Raw genomic sequence first — 16,188 nt, 5'->3', positions numbered from 1 at the left:
CCCGGGCGCCAGCAGGGTTTGTAGGTCGCTGTGATTCATCCCGAAGCATACGACCAACCTCTCTGGAGATTGCCCATGGCAAGCAAACTAGCACGCTCGGTACCACCTACCATTAAACCAATGGCAGATGCATTGTGTGACGGCCACCGGTACCCACCGGCGGAGATGTTTCGATTCTTCCTCGGAGCGGTGATGGAGGTCTGGGGTTTCCAGCCCTGGTATCCCGTGCCTGATGATGTCCGCGGTAAAATAGGGCGGGTCATCTCGCTGTACGATCAGGCGGTAGCGAACGCAGAGCCTTTCCAGGACATCCTTGGGCCGCTTTATGAGGCTCTAGCAAGTCATGGTGGCAAGCAGATTCTGGGGCAGTTCTTCACCCCCTGGTCTTTGGCATCCATGATGGTCAGGATGAGTGATAGCGATACCGACGTACCTCCCGCTGGCGGACTCAAGGCATGCTCCGATCCGGCTTGTGGCAGTGGGGTTATGCTGTTGGCAAAAGCAAATCACCTGCTCGAAACAAAGGGGGCTGGTGAGCTGCAACAATGGCTCTTCCATGCGTGCGATATCGATGGCATTTGCGCTCGCATGGTAGCGATTCAGCTGGCCGCGAATTGTGCCATTCATAGGGTAGAAATCGGGGAGATCATAGTGCTCCAAGGGGACACTTTGTCCGCCTCAGGCACCAAGCAGCAGATCTTGCATGCCACCTCTCCGACGCTGATGCGTTCACGTCAAAATTCAACTCCGAAACTTGAGGTCGCTTCATGAAACGCTGGTATTCGATCGCCGCGGCTTTAGCTTTCCAGGTGCTGCCGCATGCGGTGAGTGCTTCGGAGGCTTCTGATGCTGTTCAGTCGGTTGCTGCCTCAAAAATGTCCACCGTAGCTCGCATCAATGGTGCAACTCGGCCAGTTATCTACGTCGGTCAGTTTGACGGCTGTGATTCGGTCTCGATTCAAAATGCGCCCGGGCGCTATGAGCACTTTCGTGTCTGCGGGAACCAGGTCACAGCTCGCAACACGGTTTCACCCAGCTGGGCCGAAGACGATGGTGCCGGGGATGTACTCCGCGCCGTGGTCGATAATGCGGTTTTGTTTGGTGCGGCTTCACAAGTGGACCCCAATGGTTACCTCATCACCGCTCGTGCTCTGGGCTCAGCCCAGTACTCGTGCACCAATGTTGAAGTGATCTTGAGTTACGAAGGCGACCTAGTCGACAGGGCCTTGAAGAGCATCTGCTCTCATCGCCGTTAACCCACCATCGAACCCCGTCCTTGCGACGGGGTTTTCTTTTGGGCGGCTTTCAGAGGCCGATGGCTCGGGCTGACGCTTGCTAGCGCCGTTGTGTCGGGTGGATCCGCTTCATGTTGGCTGTGATGCATCTCACATCACTAGACCAACACCTGAGGGTACCGCTATGAATGCTTCCAACATCGCAAAGAGCTACACCGTAGAAACCCGCGCAACCAACGGGGCTGAAGATGCACCGGACGTTGCTGTCTTCAGCATCGATCAGGCCGCAGCGAAAGGCATCAGTGACCTGGCTCGCTTGGTCAATGAAAACGGACTATTTAAGGTTGAAAAGTTCGATAGCACTGCGTCTTTCCATCAGTATGCACCTGGTACTGAGGAGGCGGACGAGCTCGGAGAGGAGAACGAGGTGCTGTTGAAGGGTGGTTGTCTGAACGTTGACTCAGCCAGCTTCTGGTTCTCGGGCTTCATCAGAAATTCAGACACCGAGGTGGTTACCGCTCGCCAGCCTATTGATGAGCTTCTCAGCCATTTCGGTCTGCGTGGATAACTGACTGATGCCGAAGCTGGCCAGAAACACCAGTACCTGGGGTTTGGGGAGCAATGGAACAGAAAGTGCACTTAAGCCCTACCAGCGCCGTTCAGAGCCTTCTTCCCAGGCATCGGCTTCGATAAAGCAGTTGCGCATGTCGGCTTCCTGGCTGATCTCGGTCAGCAAGTCATGCACGGTCTTGTCCAGCTCATCGTCGCTCCGATACGGAATGGCCAGTTCGTAGTTGCCCGACTCCAGCCGTTTCATACTGTAGGGCTCCAAGCAGTAGCGCTCGATATTTTCCTTGGCCCGTTTCCGGCCGCGAACGAACTTGCTGTTGTTCACCACCGCCAGGCGCAGCGTGACGGTGGCCACCTGCTCGGCGGCGGGCTCTGCCGGCGACGCGACATTGCGTTGCTGACCTCGCGGCTGGGCGCTCTTCTGGTGTGCGCCGATCTCAACACCACGATGGCGCAGGTAGCTGTACAGCGTGCTCTTGGAGATGTGTAACTTCTCGCCGATGGCGCTGACGCTCAGGCGGCCCTCGCGGTACAGCGTCTCGGCCGCCATGGAGGTGGCCTCGGCCTTGGCTGGGAGGCCCTTGGGACGGCCACCGATCCGGCCCCGCGCCCGCGCGGCCGACAAACCCGCCTGAGTCCGCTCGCGGATCAGCTCGCGCTCGAACTCGGCCAGCGAGGCAAACAGGTTGAACACCAAGCGACCTTGGGCGTGGGTGGTGTCGATTGGGTCATTCAGGCTCTGCAAGCCGACCTTGCGCTCTGCCAGCTCGCCGACCAGCTCGACCAGGTGTTTGAGGGAGCGCCCGAGGCGATCCAGCTTCCAGATCACCACGGTGTCGCCCGCTCGAACATGGGCTAGCAACTTGTCCAACTCCGGCCGGGCGCTTTTCGCGCCGCTGGCGATGTCTTGATAGATGCGTTCGCACCCGGCCTGTTTCAGGGCATCGACCTGGAGGTCGGCGTTCTGATCCCGAGTGCTCACCCGCGCATAACCGATCTTCATCAAAAGTACCGTTTACTCGACTACGTTAGTAATAGTTGAACTTTGATTAAGCGTACCAGTTATTTGAACCGTAGCGCAGGTAGGTTAACCAGCCGATTCCTGTCCACTTAAAGTTCGGCAAAACGAAGGTTTTTTTGAACCATTGCATAGCCCTTTGTGATTGGCGTATAAACACACAAACACCTACTAGCGGGGAACGCCATGAATACGATTCGCTGGAATGTCGCCGTCTCGGCCGACACCGACCAGTCGCTTCGGATGTTTCTGGCCAGCCAGGGCGGTGGCCGGAAAGGCGACCTGTCGCGCTTCATTGAAGAGGCGGTGCGGGCCCACATCCTGGAACTGACGGCCGAACAGGCCAAGGCCGCTAATGCCCATCTGAGCGAGGCAGAGCTGACCGAAGCGGTTGACGAAGCGCTCGACTGGGCACGTAAGCGCTGATGCGGGTCGTGTTGGATACCAACATCCTGTTCAGCGCACTGATCTCGCCGCATGGCGCGCCCGATGCGATCTACCGTGCCTGGCGGGCGGCGCGTTTCGAGGTAGTGACCTCGCGGATGCAGCTCGATGAAATCCGCCGAGCCAGCCGCTACCCCAAGCTCCAGGCCATCCTTCAGCCCGCCAAAGTGGGAGCCATGATCAATAACCTGCAACGGGCTGTGGTACTGGAGCGTCTGACCATCGAGGTCGAAGCCGATGATCCGGATGACTCGTTTCTGCTGGCCATGGCCCTGGCAGGCGATGCGGACTACCTGGTGACCGGTGATCGCCGCGCCGGCCTGCTGCAACGCGGGCACATCGAACGCACGCGGATTGTCACGCCCGCCGTGTTCTGCGCCGAGGTGCTGTGATCGATGCCGGTCGGTTTTCTGACCCAGGAGCAACGCGACGGTTTTGGCCGCTATGTCGATGCCCCCAGTCGTGAGGAGCTGGAACGCTACTTCCACCTGAGCGACGACGACCACAAAATCCTCCTACCGCTGCGCGGCGAGCACAACCGCCTTGGCTACGCCACCCAACTGACCAGCATCCGCTACCTGGGCACTTTTCCCGACGACTTTTCAGCCGTCCCCCAAGAGGTGCTGCAAGCGCTCAGTCGCCAGTTAGGCATTACCGATCCAACTTGTATCCTGGCCTATGCCGAAACCCGCCAACGTCAACGTCATGCCGCCGAGATTCAGGAGCGTTACGGCTATCGGGTGTTTGCTGATTCCAGCGTCGGCTTTCGACTTGCCCGCTGGCTGTATGCGCTCTGTTGGACAGGGACAGATCGTCCTGGCGAGTTGTTCAATCGGGCGACGACCTGGTTGCTGACGCACAAGGTTTTACTGCCCGGCGTCACCGTTCTGGAACGGTTCATCGCCCAACTGCGCAGCCGGGTCGAAGAACGCCTCTGGCTAACCCTTGGCCGCAGTGTGAGCGAGGCGCAACGGCAGCAGCTACAGGACTTGCTGCTGGTCGCCGAAGGCAACCGCAGTTCCCGGCTGGATCAACTGCGCTCCGGCCCGGTGATGGTCAGTGGCCCCGCACTGATTCGGGCGCTGCGCCGGCTTGATGACGTGCGCGGCATCGGCATCGCCTTGCCAGCGGCGGCGCACATCCCGCCCAGCCGTATCGCGGCCCTGGCTCGCTTCGCCAACACCGCCAAGGTCACGGCGATCAACCGGCTGCCGGCGTCGCGGCGGATGGCGACACTGGTGGCGTTCGCCCTGTGCCTGGAGGCCACCGCGCACGACGACGCCCTGGAGGTCCTGGAAGCGCTGTTACGCGACCTGTTCAGCAACGCGGAGAAGGCCGACAAGAAAGCCCGCATGCGCAGCCTGAAAGACCTGGATCGCTCGGCGGCGACGCTCGCCGCCGCGTGCAAGGTCGTGCTGGACAGCTCAATCAGCGATGACAACGTGCGCGCCCGGCTGTTCAACGACCTGCCGAGGGCCTCGCTGGAGAAAGCCCTGGAAGATGTCAATGCGCTGATCCGCCCGGTTGACGATGTGTATTTTCTCGCCCTGGAGGCGCGCTACCGCAGTGTGCGCCGTTTCCTGCCCGACCTGCTCAAGCACATCCGCTTCGGCTTCAGCCCGGCCGGCAAAGGCGTGGTCGCCGGCCTGGATTGGTTGCAGCTGAACCTGCCCCGCCGGAAACCGGAGGATGACGCGCCGCAGGAGATCGTGGCCAAGGCTTGGCAGAAGCACATTACCCGCGAGGATGGCTCCCTCGACATGGGCGCCTATGTGTTCTGCACGCTCGATGCGCTGCGCACGGCCCTGCGCCGGCGCGACGTGTTCGTCTCGCCCAGTTGGCGCTATGCCGACCCGCGTCTCGGCCTGCTCGACGGTGCCGAATGGCTGGCGGCGCGGCCGATCATCTGCCGCTCGCTGGGCCTGACCATTGACGCCGGCACCACCTTGGATGCGCTGAGCGCCGAGTTGGATGCGACCTGGCAGGCGGTCGCGGCCCGCCTACCCGACAACCCCGCGATCCAGCTGAGCGAGAACGCCGAGGGCAAGACCGAGCTCTCGCTCGGCACACTGGACAAGCTGGAGGAGCCGAACTCGCTGCTGCAACTGCGAGCAGCCGTGGCTGATCTGATGCCGCGTGTCGATCTGCCGGAAATCCTCTTGGAAATCGCCGCTCGCACCGGCTTCGCCGAGGCCTTCACCCATGTGTCCGAGCGCAATGCGCGGGCCGACAACCTGGTCACCAGCCTCTGCGCGGTGCTGCTGGGTGGGGCCTGCAACACCGGCCTGGAGCCGCTGATCCGCACCGACAATCAGGCGCTACGCCGCGACCGGCTGTCCTGGGTCAGCCAGAACTATATCCGTGACGACACGCTGTCAGTGGCAAACGCCATTCTGGTGGGGGCGCAGAGCCAACTGGAGCTGGCCCAGGTCTGGGGCGGCGGCGAGGTCGCCTCCGCCGATGGCATGCGCTTCGTGGTACCGGTGCGCACCGTGCATGCTGGCCCCAACCCGAAGTATTTCGGCACCGGCCGGGGCGTCACCTGGTACAACTTGATTTCCGATCAGTTCTCCGGCCTCAACGCCATCACCGTGCCCGGCACCCTGCGCGACAGCCTGGTGCTGCTGGCCGTGGTGCTGGAACAGCAGACCGAGTTGCAGCCGACGCAGATCATGACCGACACCGGGGCCTACAGCGATGTGGTGTTTGGGCTGTTCCGCCTGCTCGGCTACCACTTCAGCCCGCGCCTGGCCGACGTCGGCGGTACCCGTTTCTGGCGCACGCGCCCGGAGGCGGATTACGGCAAACTCAACGGCCTGGCCCGGCAGTCGGTCAAGCTCGATCTGATCGCCGAGCACTGGGACGACCTGCTACGCCTGGCCGGCTCGCTCAAGCTCGGCCGAGTGCCGGCCACCGGCATCATGCGCACCCTGCAAACAGGGGATCGTCCCACCCGCCTGGCCCAGGCGCTGGCTGAGTTCGGTCGCATCGAGAAGACCTTGCACACCCTGACCTACATCGACGACGAGTCCAAGCGCCGCGCCACCCTGACCCAGCTGAACCGGGGCGAAGGCCGCCACAGCCTGGCCCGCGCCGTGTTCCACGGCAAACGCGGCGAGCTGCGCCAGCGCTACCGCGAAGGCCAGGAGGACCAGCTCGGCGCCCTCGGCCTGGTGGTGAACATCATCGTGCTGTGGAACACCCTCTACATGACGGCGGCCGTAGAACGGCTCAGGCAGCACGGCTACCCGGTGCTGGAGGAGGATGTCGCGCGGCTCTCGCCACTGATCCACGAGCACATCAACATGCTGGGCCGTTACTCCTTCGCGGTGCCGGAAGAGGTTACCCGCGGCGAACTGCGGCCGCTGCGCAATCCGGACGACGACCAGTAGGTGTAACGGCCTGGGTTCGAAATCGGCCGGGCACCGCACTCGATGCCACTTCCAGCTCAGACGGATTGCGACTGACGGAGTCCTCGGGCTCACGCTTTCTGCGACCAGCAAGAGCCACTTTTCCGGTGCAGCGCGAATTAGCCGTCCTGACGGGTACTGACCTTTTGTGTGCAGGGGTGATCAGGCTCGGATGCCGCCCTCTTATCTGCTCGCGACATGAAACGCTGATAGCACTCCAGGCCACAGAAGTGCACGACATACTCGGAACCTTCCGGCGTCAGTGCGGCGTCAAGGGGAATGTCCTTGCAGCATTCGCAGCAGCTGATGGTGGAGGTGTTGTTTGTGTTCATGATGGGGGTTCCTCCATCGTCCAAGAAAACCTAGCAACGCTTTCCCCCCGTGACTGAGCGCCGATCGACCTGCAGCCTCCCTGCCCAACTCGGCAGTGGTGGTCGCGCCGTGCTCCGAGCGGGTCACGGTCGCTTCCGAAAGGCCTGCAATGCCGCTCGCAGGAAGAGGATGAAGAAAACCGCCAGCACGAGCGTCGCGAGGCTCCACTGCTCGCTGACGAACGCGCCGGCCGCTGTCCCCGAAAGCAGCAATGCCAGCACCGGCAGATGGCAAGGGCAGGTGAGCGCGGCGAGCACGCCCCAGGTGTAAGCACGCCAGCGGAAGACCTTGCTTGACTCAACGTGATCGGCGTTACGCATAGGCAGAACCTTCGCCGGCGCAATGAGTCAGCCCGGCCAGCTGGGTTGCCACTGCGGCTAAGGCCGCCTGCCGTGCCGTGACTAGCCGGAGCAGGCACTCGACGCAGCCGATCAAGTCGGCGCCATCGTCCGCATCGAGCGCCCGGCAGAGCCGTGCCAATTCGTCGAGCCCGATACCAGACTCGAAGGCGGCGCGCACGAAGCGCAGACGCGCCAGGGACCGCTCATCGAAAATGCCGTAACCGCTCTCCGTGCGCCGCGCGGGGTGCAGCAAGCCACGCAGCACATAGTCGCGCACCACATGCACGCTGACGCCCGCGTCCTCGGCCAGTCTGGATATGGTGTAGGCATTCATCACCGACACTCCCGGTCTTCCCCGCAAACTAGGGCGCTCAGATATTTCCTTCCGGCTAGGCGTTCAGGTAGCCAGATGAGCAATGGCGTAACCCCTAGTGCCAGGAGCAACCACAGCCGGGAGTGATACTCGCCGTTTGGGGCAAACCCATAAGCCAGCAGCGCACCCAGCGCGAGCATCAGGAAATACGGCCCGGTGATGTAGCAGTGAAGGCGGCGACAGCGCGCGGCGTTGACCAGGCAGGCGCCGCCCATCACGAGTAGCGCGGCGCTCGCTGCCAGGAACAACGCAGGGCGTCGATCCGCCAGAACAAGCGCTATGGTCGCCACGACGGCAGGCAGCCCCCATAAGCTGATTACCTGCCAGGTCTTGCGCAGGCTGTCGCGACTGCCGAGATCGCTTGCCGTGTCGTTCATGCTTCAACCTCGCGCGCTCATTACCCGGCGCAGCAGGACAGCTGCTTGACGTCCTTGGCGAAGGTTTGCGCCGCGAGCTTCAGCCCCTCGACCATCGTCAGGTAGGGGAACAACTGGTCGGCCAGTTCCTGCACCGTCATCCGCGCCCGGATGGCGATGGCGGCGGTCTGGATCAGTTCGCCCGCCTCCGGGGCCACCGCCTGCACGCCGATGAGCCGTCCGCTACCTTCCTCGATGACCAGCTTGATGAAACCCCGCGTGTCGAAGTTGGCCAGTGCGCGTGGCACGTTATCCAGGGTCAAGGTGCGGCTGTCGGTCTCGATGCCGGCGTGGTGCGCCTCCGCTTCGCTGTAGCCCACGGTGGCCACCTGCGGATCGGTGAACACCACGGCCGGCATGGCGTCGAGATTGAGCTTCGCCTCGCCGCCGGTCATGTTGAGCGCCGCACGGGTGCCTGCGGCCGCCGCCACGTAGACGAACTGCGGCTGGTCGGTACAGTCGCCGGCCGCATAGATATCCGGGGCACTGGTGCGCATGCCCGAGTCGATCTGGATGGCACCGCGTTCGTCCAGCTTCACGCCGGCGCCTTGCAGATTCATGCCTTGGGTGTTGGGCGTGCGGCCGGTGGCGACGAGTAGTCGGTCGGCATGCAGCTCGCCATGATTGGTGCTCAGGATGAACTCGCCGTCGACGTGGGACACCTGGCTGGCTTGCGTGTGTTCCAGCACTTCGATGCCCTCCATACGGAAGGCTGCCGTCAGCGCTTCACCGATGGCCGGATCTTCGCGGAAGAACAACGTGCTGCGTGCCAGGACCGTGACCTTGCTGCCCAGCCGGGCAAAGGCCTGCGCCAGTTCCACCGCCACCACCGAGGAGCCGATCACGGCGAGCCGCTTAGGAATGGTGTCGCTCGCCAGCGCCTCGTCCGAGGTCCAGTACGGGGTGTCCTTGAGTCCGGGAATCGGTAGAACGGCCGGGCTCGCGCCGGTGGCGATCAGGCAGCGGTCGAAGGCGACGATGCGCTCGCCGCCCTCGGCCAGTTCCACGCTGAGCGTGCGGCCGTCCTGGAAACGGGCGGTGCCGCGTACCAGGGTGATCGCCGGCGTGCTCTCCAGAATGCCTTCGTACTTGGCGTGGCGCAGTTCGTCGACACGACCCTGTTGCTGGGCGAGCAACCGCTCGCGCAGGACGGTCAGGCTCGTGGTGGACAGTCCGGCGTCGAACGGGCTCTCGCGCCGCAGATGGGCCACATGCGCGGCGCGAATCATGATCTTGGAGGGCACGCAGCCAACGTTGACGCAGGTGCCGCCGATGATGCCGCGCTCGATCAGGGTGACGCGCGCACCGCCTTCCACCGCCTTGAGCGCGGCCGCCATGGCGGCGCCACCGCTGCCGATGACCGCCACGTGGAGCCTGTCGCCATCTTTCCCGGCGCCAATGCTGCCGCTCAACCAGCCCCGCGCCTTGTCGAGCAGGCCTGAGCGGGTAGGTGCCGTGGCGTCTTCGAACGCCGCTCGATACCCCAGGGCCTCGACGGCGGCCTGCATCTGTTCACGGCTTACGCCCTCGTCGACCTTCAGTTCGGCCTTCCCGCTGGCGTAGGAAACATCCGCCCGATGCACGCCGGGGATCTTCTCCAAGGCCTCTTTCACATGCTCGACACAGGAGGCGCAGGTCATGCCGACGATTTGTAGTTTGGTCATAGTGTTATTCCTTCATTTTGGCGGAGTCGGACAGGACGTCGGGGAGCAACGGCGGTGGGCGGGCGACACGAGATCCCAGATGGACACCCCAAACATGAGGGCCAGGCCGATATAGAGCAGCCAGCCGCTCCGCCAGCCGTGAGCCAGCATCAAATACACCGCTATCAGCACCAGGGCCGGGCCGATCAGGCCAGGCGCAGCGCGTCGCCACTGCCGGTGACTGAACCCGCCGAGGGCATTGACGAGCAGGGCCAGCCCGGCAAATAACGGCAGCAGCGTGGTGATGAACAGGCCTTCCCACTGGCTCAGAAAGCCCAGACCGATCGCGGCCCCCAGACCGGCAAGGGCGGGGAAACACGAGGCACAGCCTATGGCAGAAATCAGCACGCCAACGGACCCGGCTTTGTCACCGATCCGCGTGAACAAATTGAAAGGGTTTGCCATCGGAATGCCCGCCTACTGCTTGACGCTGGACGGGTAGCCGGCGTCCTCGGTCGCCTTAGTCAGCGCCTGGACATTGGTCTTGGCATCATCGAAGGTGACGATGGCCTCGCGGTTCTCATAGCTCACCTCGGCCTTGGTCACGCCCTCGACCTTGGTCAGCGCCTTCTTCACCGTGATCGGGCAAGCGGCGCAGGTCATGCCCGGCACCGCCAGAGTGACGGTCTGCGTGGCCGCCCAGGCAGGTGCGGCGACTAGGGTGGCGAGGGCGAAGGATGCAAGCAGTTTTTTCATGGCGGACTCCTGATCAGTAGAACAAGGGAAGGATGTAGGGGAAGCCGAGCGCGACCAGCACCAAGGCCGTTACCAGCCCGAACAGCAGCTTGTAGGTGGTGCGTACCTGGGGCACGGCGCAGACCTCACCCGGTTTGCAGACTTGAGCCGGGCGGAAAATGCGTCGCCAGGCGAAGAACAGCGCGACTAACGCCGCACCGATGAAGAGCGGGCGGTAAGGTTCCAGCACGGTCAGGTTGCCGATCCAGGCCCCGCTGAATCCCAGTGCGATCAGAACCAGCGGCCCAAGACAGCAAGTCGAGGCGAGAATCGCCGCAAGCCCCCCGGCGACAAGAGGGGCGCGCCCGTTTGATGGTTCAGACATGCATTTCTCCTTTCGAGCATGTGAGCGATGGTTTAAGGTTACTTCCGTAGTCAAGTACGGAGTCAAGCAGTATGGAAAACACTGTGGAAAGCCTGACCATCGGCGCCTTCGCCAAGGCGGCCGGGGTCAACGTGGAAACCATCCGGTTCTATCAACGCAAGGGGCTGTTGCCCGAACCGGACAAGCCCTACGGCAGCATTCGCCGCTACGGCGAGGCGGACGTGGCCCGGGTGAAATTCGTCAAATCCGCGCAACGACTGGGCTTCAGCCTCGATGAGGTGGCCGGGCTGTTGCGATTGGATGACGGCGCTCACTGCGACGAAGCGCGCGTGCTCGCCGAGCAGAAGCTCGAGGATGTGCGGGGGAAACTCGCGGATCTGCGGCGGATCGAGTCGGTGTTGGCGCGGCTGGTTCACGATTGTTGTGCGAGCCACGGGACGGTTTCCTGTCCGCTGATCGTTTCGCTGCAGGGGGAAAAGGAACTGCGCTGACTCCGCGCGTTAACCGAGGATTTCCCGATGCGTGAGGCACCTCCGGGGTCGGCTTGCGCTTGGCAAAACAGCGGCGCTCATTGAGCGCCGCTGAATGGCCAAAGGAGCACTTGCATAGGCCACAGGTTAGTACTGCATCAGCAGCTCATGTTCTACTTTGCAGGCGGACAGCCGGGCTGCGCCTCGACCCGGCCAGCCGCCGTGGCCCCCAGTTGCTCAATCTTCTTGGCGGTTTCCGCCACCAAGGCCGCCTCAGCCTTGTCGCGCATAGCGGCGATTCGCTCGATTGAACGGTCGCTCCCGCTCTCGGCCCATACGGTGGATGACAGCAGAGTCGCACCAACTATCAGCAGTAGTCTTAGGTATTTCATAACAGCCTCCTCTCGGGTTTTCTACCCACGAGCCGACTCTATCTCCGTAGTTAAGTACGGAATCAAGGAGAGATGGAGATGAAGGTCCTGGATTATGGCGCTGAGAGGAAATGGCAGGGCTTAAGTGCACTTTCTGTTCCGTTGCTCCCCAAACCCCTACCTGGTTACCTGGAGCGTCGATGCTGAGGTAGTTGGTGGTCACCATGCTGCAGCTCAAGCTGTTGCTGCCCGCTATTTCCGCAGCGACATTGCGGCTGGTGAGCAAGACACGGCGTGCACCTTCATAGTGACCGCTCGCTCTGATAGTAAACCTGTAGAGATTGACCTCTCGCCCCGTCAGCACACTTGCTGAGTTCGGCATCTTTGGCGAGCACAAACCAACTGGTCGACTGTGACCGAGGAGAGGAGATCCTAAATGTCACCCTACCAGGAGCAGAAGGTTGCTGAACTCAAACGCCTGGGCTGGACCGAAGTCGGGAAACGTTATCTACCAGGTCCCGGCCGGAGGCCTGCGCAGCACGTGTACGAACTGTCTTGCTTGACTGGCAAGCTGCAAGTCTTCGTCCACCCTGCCGAGATGATCTACCTAGCCGCTTAACGCAACACCAAAACCCGACTTTGTCGGGTTTTTTTTGGCCCCGAATCTGGCGCGTGCGTGATGTCCGATGTGCGCCATCTCTACGCACTAGGCAAACAATCACGGGAGTAATACAGATGGCGCATACACCAAATCAGCAACGAACCGGTCAGAAAGCTCATGCCCTTCACAAGCTGAACTTCTGCCTAAGCAGGGCAAAGGAGAACTCTTTCTTCGCTCGCACCGAGCCGCACCACCAGAGAGCCGAGTACCGCCGGTTGCGTCGGGAATCGATTCAGGATGCTCGCTACTGGCACAGCCTTTACGTGGCGGCATAGGCAGTCCTCTTGCACAAACGTCAATGCGATCAATGAACCTTCATGCCCAGGGGGCGACTATGTTGCAAACCTACACTGCAGCCCATGGGGCTACCGTGATTCCAACCGGATTTCACCTGGCGCGAGTTTCAGGCGAGAAACCGAAGTTCAAATCCGATCCTGATCTGCGCGAGGTCGTCTTCTACGAGTGCTATCTGTCCCAGTGTCACGGTGAGAATGGCCTTGAGCCTTGCGAGTACCTTGCAGAGCGACGTTACCTACTGAGCACTGCGCAGTACATGGTGAACACTGGCCTTTCCAGTAACCCGGTGATCCGGGAGTTGGTGCGGTCCGAGACTGAGGTTAAGTACCTGTCGGTCTAGACCGGATTAGCTACGAACGCAGCACCAACCCGACCAATCTAGGTCGGGTTTTCTTTTGAAAGTGATGGTTGCCCGGGACTAATTGCGCCCTACATAACGATCAGCTACCATTTGCACGTTCGACCGTTTCAGTGCGCGCCAAGTGAACCTCTCAACTCACTCGGCCACGAAAAGCCGCCATTTCTCAGGGCGGCTTTTTTTGTGCCTGCAATTTACCCTCGACAGGTTCTGCCCCCCAAAACTTGTACGGCCAAATTTCTCTACACAGGCGTGTAACGCTTTCCTGAGGTACCAGGTCTTCGCAACACCTGGCTTGCCATTCAGGAGAGTCAAGCAATGCAAACCCAAACTGTAAAAGCCGTAGCTCAAGCGGACACCCATGACGGTTTCAACCAGTCGAAGCTTCCGATCGATCGTGAGTCGATTCGCTCGCGCCGGCTTCTGCGCCTGATCGAGCTGGTAGAGGTGCTTCGCGTCCCGGACAACGATCGCACAATCTGGCAGATGCTGCTCGATGCTGGCGCAAACCCCGACTTCATCCTGTTGCGTGACTGCGACGATGATTCACGGCTCGCCCGCCGCCCCGCGCTGCAGGTGAATGTGAACACAAGCAAGCTTCATGGCTTTGTGGTGATCACCCACAACTCGGACGATACAGGCTTCAAAATCCTGCTCCAGGACAAGGGCCATTCGGTGGCTGTCAAAACGGTGGACGATGTTGTCGTGCGCAAACTTGCCGCAACGCTTGTTGATCTGATCGACGACGGCACCAGACGTGTTGAAATCCCTTCGCAGGGCCTGTCTACAAACGCTGTCATTGCCGGGGACTACCTGCTCAGTTCCTAAACGCTTCACCTGACCCACCGCTTGCGGTGGGTTTTTTATTGGGCGCTGCAAAGCATCCCCTGAGACCAAGAAGAGGGGGTTCAGATGACCATCACCGTACAGTTCAACCACAGTTACAAGCCTCACGGCCGCATTGTGTTCCGCTTAACCGGAGGTGGGGGGACGGCTCTTGTGGGCGTGCTTCACTTCGACATCGCGTTCGATATCGCCGAGGGATCAGGTTACCTGGCACACATCGGCGCCAATGGGTTTGAGGTATTCGACACGGTCGTCGATGCTGATCTACCTGCGGACCTTGCTCCTTACAATATCGACTACCACCTGCGCGCTAGCATCTGGCGTAAGCCCGTTGCCGGCGGCACCATGATGGTGAGATTCATCCGCCAGTGGCCAGGTTCTCATAGCTGGCTGGTCTACGGCTGTGCACCAACCTCACCGATCAGTGAGGCTGCCTATTCAGCGACGGGCCATGCTTGGTATGACGTGGGAGGGTTTGAACTTTCACCCATCGTTGCGCCGGCAGAAGAGGCGGGCCTAAACATGGCACAACTGGCGACCATTCCTCCGGTATGGCCTGACTCGGGTGGAGTGCTTCACACGCTGTGCGTGATCCCTCTCAGCTGGCGCCCAGACTACCTAGCGTACTCGAAACTGCAGGTCGCGCTAGGCCGTGGAGAAATGAGTCGAGAGGCGTTCAAGGCACATGTGCTGAGCCACGAGCGGCTACATCACCTCTGGTCGAATCCAAATGATGAATACCTAAGTTACCTGGTCCGCCTCGATGACCTGGGCGGCCTTCGCGAGGTAGCGCCGTACAACAACCAGCAACTGCGTGAACGCAAGGAGCTTAGCCGTATGGCCATGCTCTCTTGTCGCTGAAGCTAGCGTTATCGACCGGTCCTTGTGACCGGTTTTTTTTATCCAAAAAAAACCGCTGACCTAGGTGGCCAGCGGTGGGGTGTTACGTTGATGCCTCAGGCGAAGCTGCGAGTGGCATAGGACACGGAGTCCATACACGCAAACAAGCTATGCGCCTTTTGCTGGAAGAGGCACAAAGCGATTTGATTGAAATGAGTTTTCTCATCAGCGCTCGGCTCCTCATCGAAGGTGAAGCTGACGGTGCCGCCGTATTGACCGCGGTTGTACAGCGTCTCGATGTCAACCAGAGCGATGAGGCGACCGCCTCGCTTGATGTGACGCCCCTCAAACTCATAGTGTTGGTGCCGCAACAAGCCACGCGCTTTCTCGATGGAGATAGATTTGATTGTCGCAGAGCCATCTTTCTGCAGGGTGATTTCGAATACCTGCAAAGCCTCCTTCATGTCGAGCGCGCATTCCACAAACTCAGTGAGCTTGGGATGCAGGCTGAGCGACGCCAGGTGTGTGCCGTTTTCGCGGATGACCCAGACGTAACGACCGCCGACCGTTCCAGTCTTGGTGAGGTGATCCAGGTCAAACTGGTAAAAGTCTTGTTTGTATGACCGAAGAAGGCAGTCATCAGCCTCAACGATGGCACGCATTTGCTCGAACGCTGGTTGAAATTGCATAGGGTCTCTCCTTGAAAGGCTTTTCATGATGCAAGGAGATGCACCACAAGCATGTAGAAGGAGTTTGTAGGGGCGTGTGCAGCATCTCCTGGGGTCAGTTAACAACCAACATTTGGTGAGCCCTCATGTGCCCGAACGATTCCAAAATCTCTCTGCAAGCAGTGGAAAAACTCCTGAGCGACGTCTATGCGTATGACCAGGAACTCAACGACAAGGAAGTATCCCCTGATGGGGACAGCTATGACGGTCTCTTACACCTGGTCACTCATTTTCTATCCGGAATGGTAGAGACTGCCCGGGGTGGCAACCCGCTTCACCAGGTGGGCACGCCTCAACCAGTAGAGGCAGCGCCTGCCGTCGTTCAGCCGGTAGCCGCAACCGACTCTCTGGTTGCCGTGGTGTTGGCTGCCATCGTCGGCCGTTTGTCGTTGAGCAATATCCGGTCGATTCTGCAAGCTTTTGAGCGCTGCTCACAGGAGCAACTCAACGGTAATGAAAACTCACAGCTGATCGCCGGCAAGGCGCTCTCTACGGTCATCTCGCAGGGCGTCGATGCGATGGTCGCCAGCGATCGTAAATACCTTGAGTCTCTGCTGGCGCCGCAAGCGTAAGCAGTCAACCCTACGAACCCGGCGCTGCCGGGTTTTTTTTTCGGTGCGCCCGGCAGGGCGCATCCGCTAAGGGGTGCAAGTCCCCTGCACACCCGGCAAGGGG

At 60.9% G+C, this 16,188-nt stretch carries 22 protein-coding genes; 11 read left to right on the top strand and 11 right to left on the bottom strand.

Annotated features, from left to right (window positions below; all coding sequences use genetic code 11):
• Positions 1-75: 75 nt before the first annotated feature.
• The 3 genes from PM2_RS28555 to PM2_RS28545 all read left to right on the top strand — a co-directional run bounded on the left by PM2_RS28555 (position 76) and on the right by PM2_RS28545 (position 1,803).
• Complete coding sequence (locus PM2_RS28555) at positions 76-771, top strand: N-6 DNA methylase (RefSeq protein WP_004574513.1); 696 nt, start codon at positions 76-78, stop codon at positions 769-771.
• Positions 768-1,256 carry a hypothetical protein gene (locus PM2_RS28550; protein ID WP_004574514.1) on the top strand — a complete coding sequence of 163 codons (489 nt, stop codon included), beginning with the start codon at positions 768-770 and terminating at the stop codon, positions 1,254-1,256. Before PM2_RS28555 ends, PM2_RS28550 begins: the two co-directional genes overlap by 4 nt.
• 163 nt (positions 1,257-1,419) lie before the next feature.
• On the top strand, positions 1,420-1,803 hold the full coding sequence (locus PM2_RS28545) for a hypothetical protein (protein ID WP_004574515.1): 384 nt from the start codon (positions 1,420-1,422) through the stop codon (positions 1,801-1,803).
• Between the two features lie 78 nt (positions 1,804-1,881).
• On the opposite strand, the gene PM2_RS28540 is transcribed toward PM2_RS28545, so the two are convergent.
• Positions 1,882-2,808: a recombinase family protein gene (locus PM2_RS28540; RefSeq protein ID WP_004574516.1), complete on the bottom strand. Its 927-nt coding sequence runs from the start codon at positions 2,806-2,808 to the stop codon at positions 1,882-1,884.
• A gap of 201 nt (positions 2,809-3,009) precedes the next feature.
• On the opposite strand from PM2_RS28540, the gene PM2_RS28535 reads away from it, so the two are divergent.
• From PM2_RS28535 to PM2_RS28525, 3 genes are read left to right on the top strand one after another with little or no spacing between them, the layout of a single operon-like run.
• Entirely contained in the window at positions 3,010-3,249 is a 240-nt protein-coding gene (locus PM2_RS28535; RefSeq protein WP_004574517.1) for a ribbon-helix-helix domain-containing protein, read from the top strand.
• Positions 3,249-3,659 carry a putative toxin-antitoxin system toxin component, PIN family gene (locus PM2_RS28530; protein ID WP_004574518.1) on the top strand — a complete coding sequence of 137 codons (411 nt, stop codon included), beginning with the start codon at positions 3,249-3,251 and terminating at the stop codon, positions 3,657-3,659. Before PM2_RS28535 ends, PM2_RS28530 begins: the two co-directional genes overlap by 1 nt.
• Positions 3,660-3,662: 3 nt before the next feature.
• Positions 3,663-6,659, top strand: coding sequence for a Tn3 family transposase (locus PM2_RS28525; RefSeq protein ID WP_004574519.1), 2,997 nt, complete (start codon positions 3,663-3,665; stop codon positions 6,657-6,659).
• A gap of 137 nt (positions 6,660-6,796) precedes the next feature.
• Here PM2_RS28525 and PM2_RS30520 read toward each other — a convergent pair whose 3' ends face one another.
• The 8 genes from PM2_RS30520 to merT form a co-directional block, all read right to left on the bottom strand.
• The gene (locus PM2_RS30520) at positions 6,797-7,009 is read right to left on the bottom strand and encodes a DUF3330 domain-containing protein (RefSeq protein WP_004574520.1); all 213 of its coding nucleotides are present in this window, start codon (positions 7,007-7,009) and stop codon (positions 6,797-6,799) included.
• Positions 7,010-7,132: 123 nt separating this feature from the next.
• Complete coding sequence (merE, locus tag PM2_RS28520) at positions 7,133-7,369, bottom strand: broad-spectrum mercury transporter MerE (RefSeq protein ID WP_004574521.1); 237 nt, start codon at positions 7,367-7,369, stop codon at positions 7,133-7,135.
• Positions 7,362-7,724 (bottom strand): mercuric resistance transcriptional repressor MerD, encoded by a 363-nt coding sequence (merD, locus tag PM2_RS28515; RefSeq protein WP_004574522.1) that lies wholly within the window; start codon positions 7,722-7,724, stop codon positions 7,362-7,364. Before merD ends, merE begins: the two co-directional genes overlap by 8 nt.
• Positions 7,724-8,140, bottom strand: a complete 417-nt coding sequence (locus PM2_RS28510) for a hypothetical protein (RefSeq protein WP_004574523.1) — start codon at positions 8,138-8,140, stop codon at positions 7,724-7,726. Before PM2_RS28510 ends, merD begins: the two co-directional genes overlap by 1 nt.
• A 20-nt stretch (positions 8,141-8,160) precedes the next feature.
• A complete protein-coding gene (gene merA, locus PM2_RS28505) occupies positions 8,161-9,843 on the bottom strand; it encodes a mercury(II) reductase (RefSeq protein WP_004574524.1) in 1,683 nt (560 codons plus the stop codon).
• Positions 9,844-9,855: 12 nt separating this feature from the next.
• Entirely contained in the window at positions 9,856-10,287 is a 432-nt protein-coding gene (merC, locus tag PM2_RS28500) for an organomercurial transporter MerC (RefSeq protein WP_004574525.1), read from the bottom strand.
• Between the two features lie 12 nt (positions 10,288-10,299).
• Positions 10,300-10,578 (bottom strand): mercury resistance system periplasmic binding protein MerP, encoded by a 279-nt coding sequence (gene merP, locus PM2_RS28495; RefSeq protein WP_004574526.1) that lies wholly within the window; start codon positions 10,576-10,578, stop codon positions 10,300-10,302.
• A 13-nt stretch (positions 10,579-10,591) separates the two neighbouring features.
• Positions 10,592-10,942, bottom strand: coding sequence for a mercuric ion transporter MerT (gene merT, locus PM2_RS28490; protein WP_004574527.1), 351 nt, complete (start codon positions 10,940-10,942; stop codon positions 10,592-10,594).
• Between the two features lie 71 nt (positions 10,943-11,013).
• Between merT and merR the strand changes: the two genes are divergently transcribed.
• On the top strand, positions 11,014-11,433 hold the full coding sequence (gene merR / locus PM2_RS28485) for a mercury resistance transcriptional regulator MerR (RefSeq protein ID WP_004574528.1): 420 nt from the start codon (positions 11,014-11,016) through the stop codon (positions 11,431-11,433).
• A gap of 152 nt (positions 11,434-11,585) precedes the next feature.
• Here the strand turns inward: merR and PM2_RS30915 are convergent, their stop codons facing one another.
• Complete coding sequence (locus PM2_RS30915; RefSeq protein WP_004574529.1) at positions 11,586-11,804, bottom strand: co-regulatory protein PtrA N-terminal domain-containing protein; 219 nt, start codon at positions 11,802-11,804, stop codon at positions 11,586-11,588.
• Between the two features lie 415 nt (positions 11,805-12,219).
• Between PM2_RS30915 and PM2_RS28475 the strand changes: the two genes are divergently transcribed.
• The 3 genes from PM2_RS28475 (at position 12,220) to PM2_RS28460 (ending at position 14,806) form a co-directional block, all read left to right on the top strand.
• Positions 12,220-12,402: a hypothetical protein gene (locus PM2_RS28475; protein ID WP_004574530.1), complete on the top strand. Its 183-nt coding sequence runs from the start codon at positions 12,220-12,222 to the stop codon at positions 12,400-12,402.
• Positions 12,403-13,417: 1,015 nt separating this feature from the next.
• Positions 13,418-13,927, top strand: coding sequence for a hypothetical protein (locus PM2_RS28465; protein ID WP_004574532.1), 510 nt, complete (start codon positions 13,418-13,420; stop codon positions 13,925-13,927).
• 84 nt (positions 13,928-14,011) lie between these two features.
• Positions 14,012-14,806 carry a hypothetical protein gene (locus PM2_RS28460; RefSeq protein WP_004574533.1) on the top strand — a complete coding sequence of 265 codons (795 nt, stop codon included), beginning with the start codon at positions 14,012-14,014 and terminating at the stop codon, positions 14,804-14,806.
• Between the two features lie 95 nt (positions 14,807-14,901).
• Here the strand turns inward: PM2_RS28460 and PM2_RS28455 are convergent, their stop codons facing one another.
• Positions 14,902-15,474 carry a hypothetical protein gene (locus tag PM2_RS28455; RefSeq protein WP_016486925.1) on the bottom strand — a complete coding sequence of 191 codons (573 nt, stop codon included), beginning with the start codon at positions 15,472-15,474 and terminating at the stop codon, positions 14,902-14,904.
• A 125-nt stretch (positions 15,475-15,599) separates the two neighbouring features.
• On the opposite strand from PM2_RS28455, the gene PM2_RS28450 reads away from it, so the two are divergent.
• Complete coding sequence (locus tag PM2_RS28450) at positions 15,600-16,085, top strand: hypothetical protein (protein WP_016486926.1); 486 nt, start codon at positions 15,600-15,602, stop codon at positions 16,083-16,085.
• The last annotated feature ends 103 nt before the right edge of the window (positions 16,086-16,188 follow it).

Source organism: Pseudomonas monteilii NBRC 103158 = DSM 14164 (genome assembly GCF_000730605.1).
In the GTDB taxonomy this organism is placed as follows: domain Bacteria; phylum Pseudomonadota; class Gammaproteobacteria; order Pseudomonadales; family Pseudomonadaceae; genus Aquipseudomonas; species Aquipseudomonas monteilii.
The sequence above is the reverse complement of the archived record's forward strand: the minus strand, read 5'-3'. Positions and strand labels throughout refer to the sequence as shown.

What these genes read in the sequence shown, in the direction of transcription:
- PM2_RS30520 (WP_004574520.1), bottom strand. Translation starts at nt 7,009, where the DNA reads ATGAACACAAACAACACCTCCACCATCAGCTGCTGCGAATGCTGCAAG.
- PM2_RS28460 (WP_004574533.1), top strand. Translation starts at nt 14,012, where the DNA reads ATGACCATCACCGTACAGTTCAACCACAGTTACAAGCCTCACGGCCGC.
- PM2_RS28450 (WP_016486926.1), top strand. Translation starts at nt 15,600, where the DNA reads ATGTGCCCGAACGATTCCAAAATCTCTCTGCAAGCAGTGGAAAAACTC.
- merD (WP_004574522.1), bottom strand. Translation starts at nt 7,724, where the DNA reads ATGAATGCCTACACCATATCCAGACTGGCCGAGGACGCGGGCGTCAGC.
- PM2_RS28540 (WP_004574516.1), bottom strand. Translation starts at nt 2,808, where the DNA reads ATGAAGATCGGTTATGCGCGGGTGAGCACTCGGGATCAGAACGCCGAC.
- PM2_RS28465 (WP_004574532.1), top strand. Translation starts at nt 13,418, where the DNA reads ATGCAAACCCAAACTGTAAAAGCCGTAGCTCAAGCGGACACCCATGAC.
- merR (WP_004574528.1), top strand. Translation starts at nt 11,014, where the DNA reads ATGGAAAACACTGTGGAAAGCCTGACCATCGGCGCCTTCGCCAAGGCG.
- merE (WP_004574521.1), bottom strand. Translation starts at nt 7,369, where the DNA reads ATGCGTAACGCCGATCACGTTGAGTCAAGCAAGGTCTTCCGCTGGCGT.
- merC (WP_004574525.1), bottom strand. Translation starts at nt 10,287, where the DNA reads ATGGCAAACCCTTTCAATTTGTTCACGCGGATCGGTGACAAAGCCGGG.
- merT (WP_004574527.1), bottom strand. Translation starts at nt 10,942, where the DNA reads ATGTCTGAACCATCAAACGGGCGCGCCCCTCTTGTCGCCGGGGGGCTT.
- PM2_RS28550 (WP_004574514.1), top strand. Translation starts at nt 768, where the DNA reads ATGAAACGCTGGTATTCGATCGCCGCGGCTTTAGCTTTCCAGGTGCTG.
- PM2_RS30915 (WP_004574529.1), bottom strand. Translation starts at nt 11,804, where the DNA reads ATGAAATACCTAAGACTACTGCTGATAGTTGGTGCGACTCTGCTGTCA.
- PM2_RS28545 (WP_004574515.1), top strand. Translation starts at nt 1,420, where the DNA reads ATGAATGCTTCCAACATCGCAAAGAGCTACACCGTAGAAACCCGCGCA.
- PM2_RS28530 (WP_004574518.1), top strand. Translation starts at nt 3,249, where the DNA reads ATGCGGGTCGTGTTGGATACCAACATCCTGTTCAGCGCACTGATCTCG.
- merP (WP_004574526.1), bottom strand. Translation starts at nt 10,578, where the DNA reads ATGAAAAAACTGCTTGCATCCTTCGCCCTCGCCACCCTAGTCGCCGCA.
- PM2_RS28455 (WP_016486925.1), bottom strand. Translation starts at nt 15,474, where the DNA reads ATGCAATTTCAACCAGCGTTCGAGCAAATGCGTGCCATCGTTGAGGCT.
- PM2_RS28475 (WP_004574530.1), top strand. Translation starts at nt 12,220, where the DNA reads ATGTCACCCTACCAGGAGCAGAAGGTTGCTGAACTCAAACGCCTGGGC.
- merA (WP_004574524.1), bottom strand. Translation starts at nt 9,843, where the DNA reads ATGACCAAACTACAAATCGTCGGCATGACCTGCGCCTCCTGTGTCGAG.
- PM2_RS28525 (WP_004574519.1), top strand. Translation starts at nt 3,663, where the DNA reads ATGCCGGTCGGTTTTCTGACCCAGGAGCAACGCGACGGTTTTGGCCGC.
- PM2_RS28510 (WP_004574523.1), bottom strand. Translation starts at nt 8,140, where the DNA reads ATGAACGACACGGCAAGCGATCTCGGCAGTCGCGACAGCCTGCGCAAG.
- PM2_RS28535 (WP_004574517.1), top strand. Translation starts at nt 3,010, where the DNA reads ATGAATACGATTCGCTGGAATGTCGCCGTCTCGGCCGACACCGACCAG.
- PM2_RS28555 (WP_004574513.1), top strand. Translation starts at nt 76, where the DNA reads ATGGCAAGCAAACTAGCACGCTCGGTACCACCTACCATTAAACCAATG.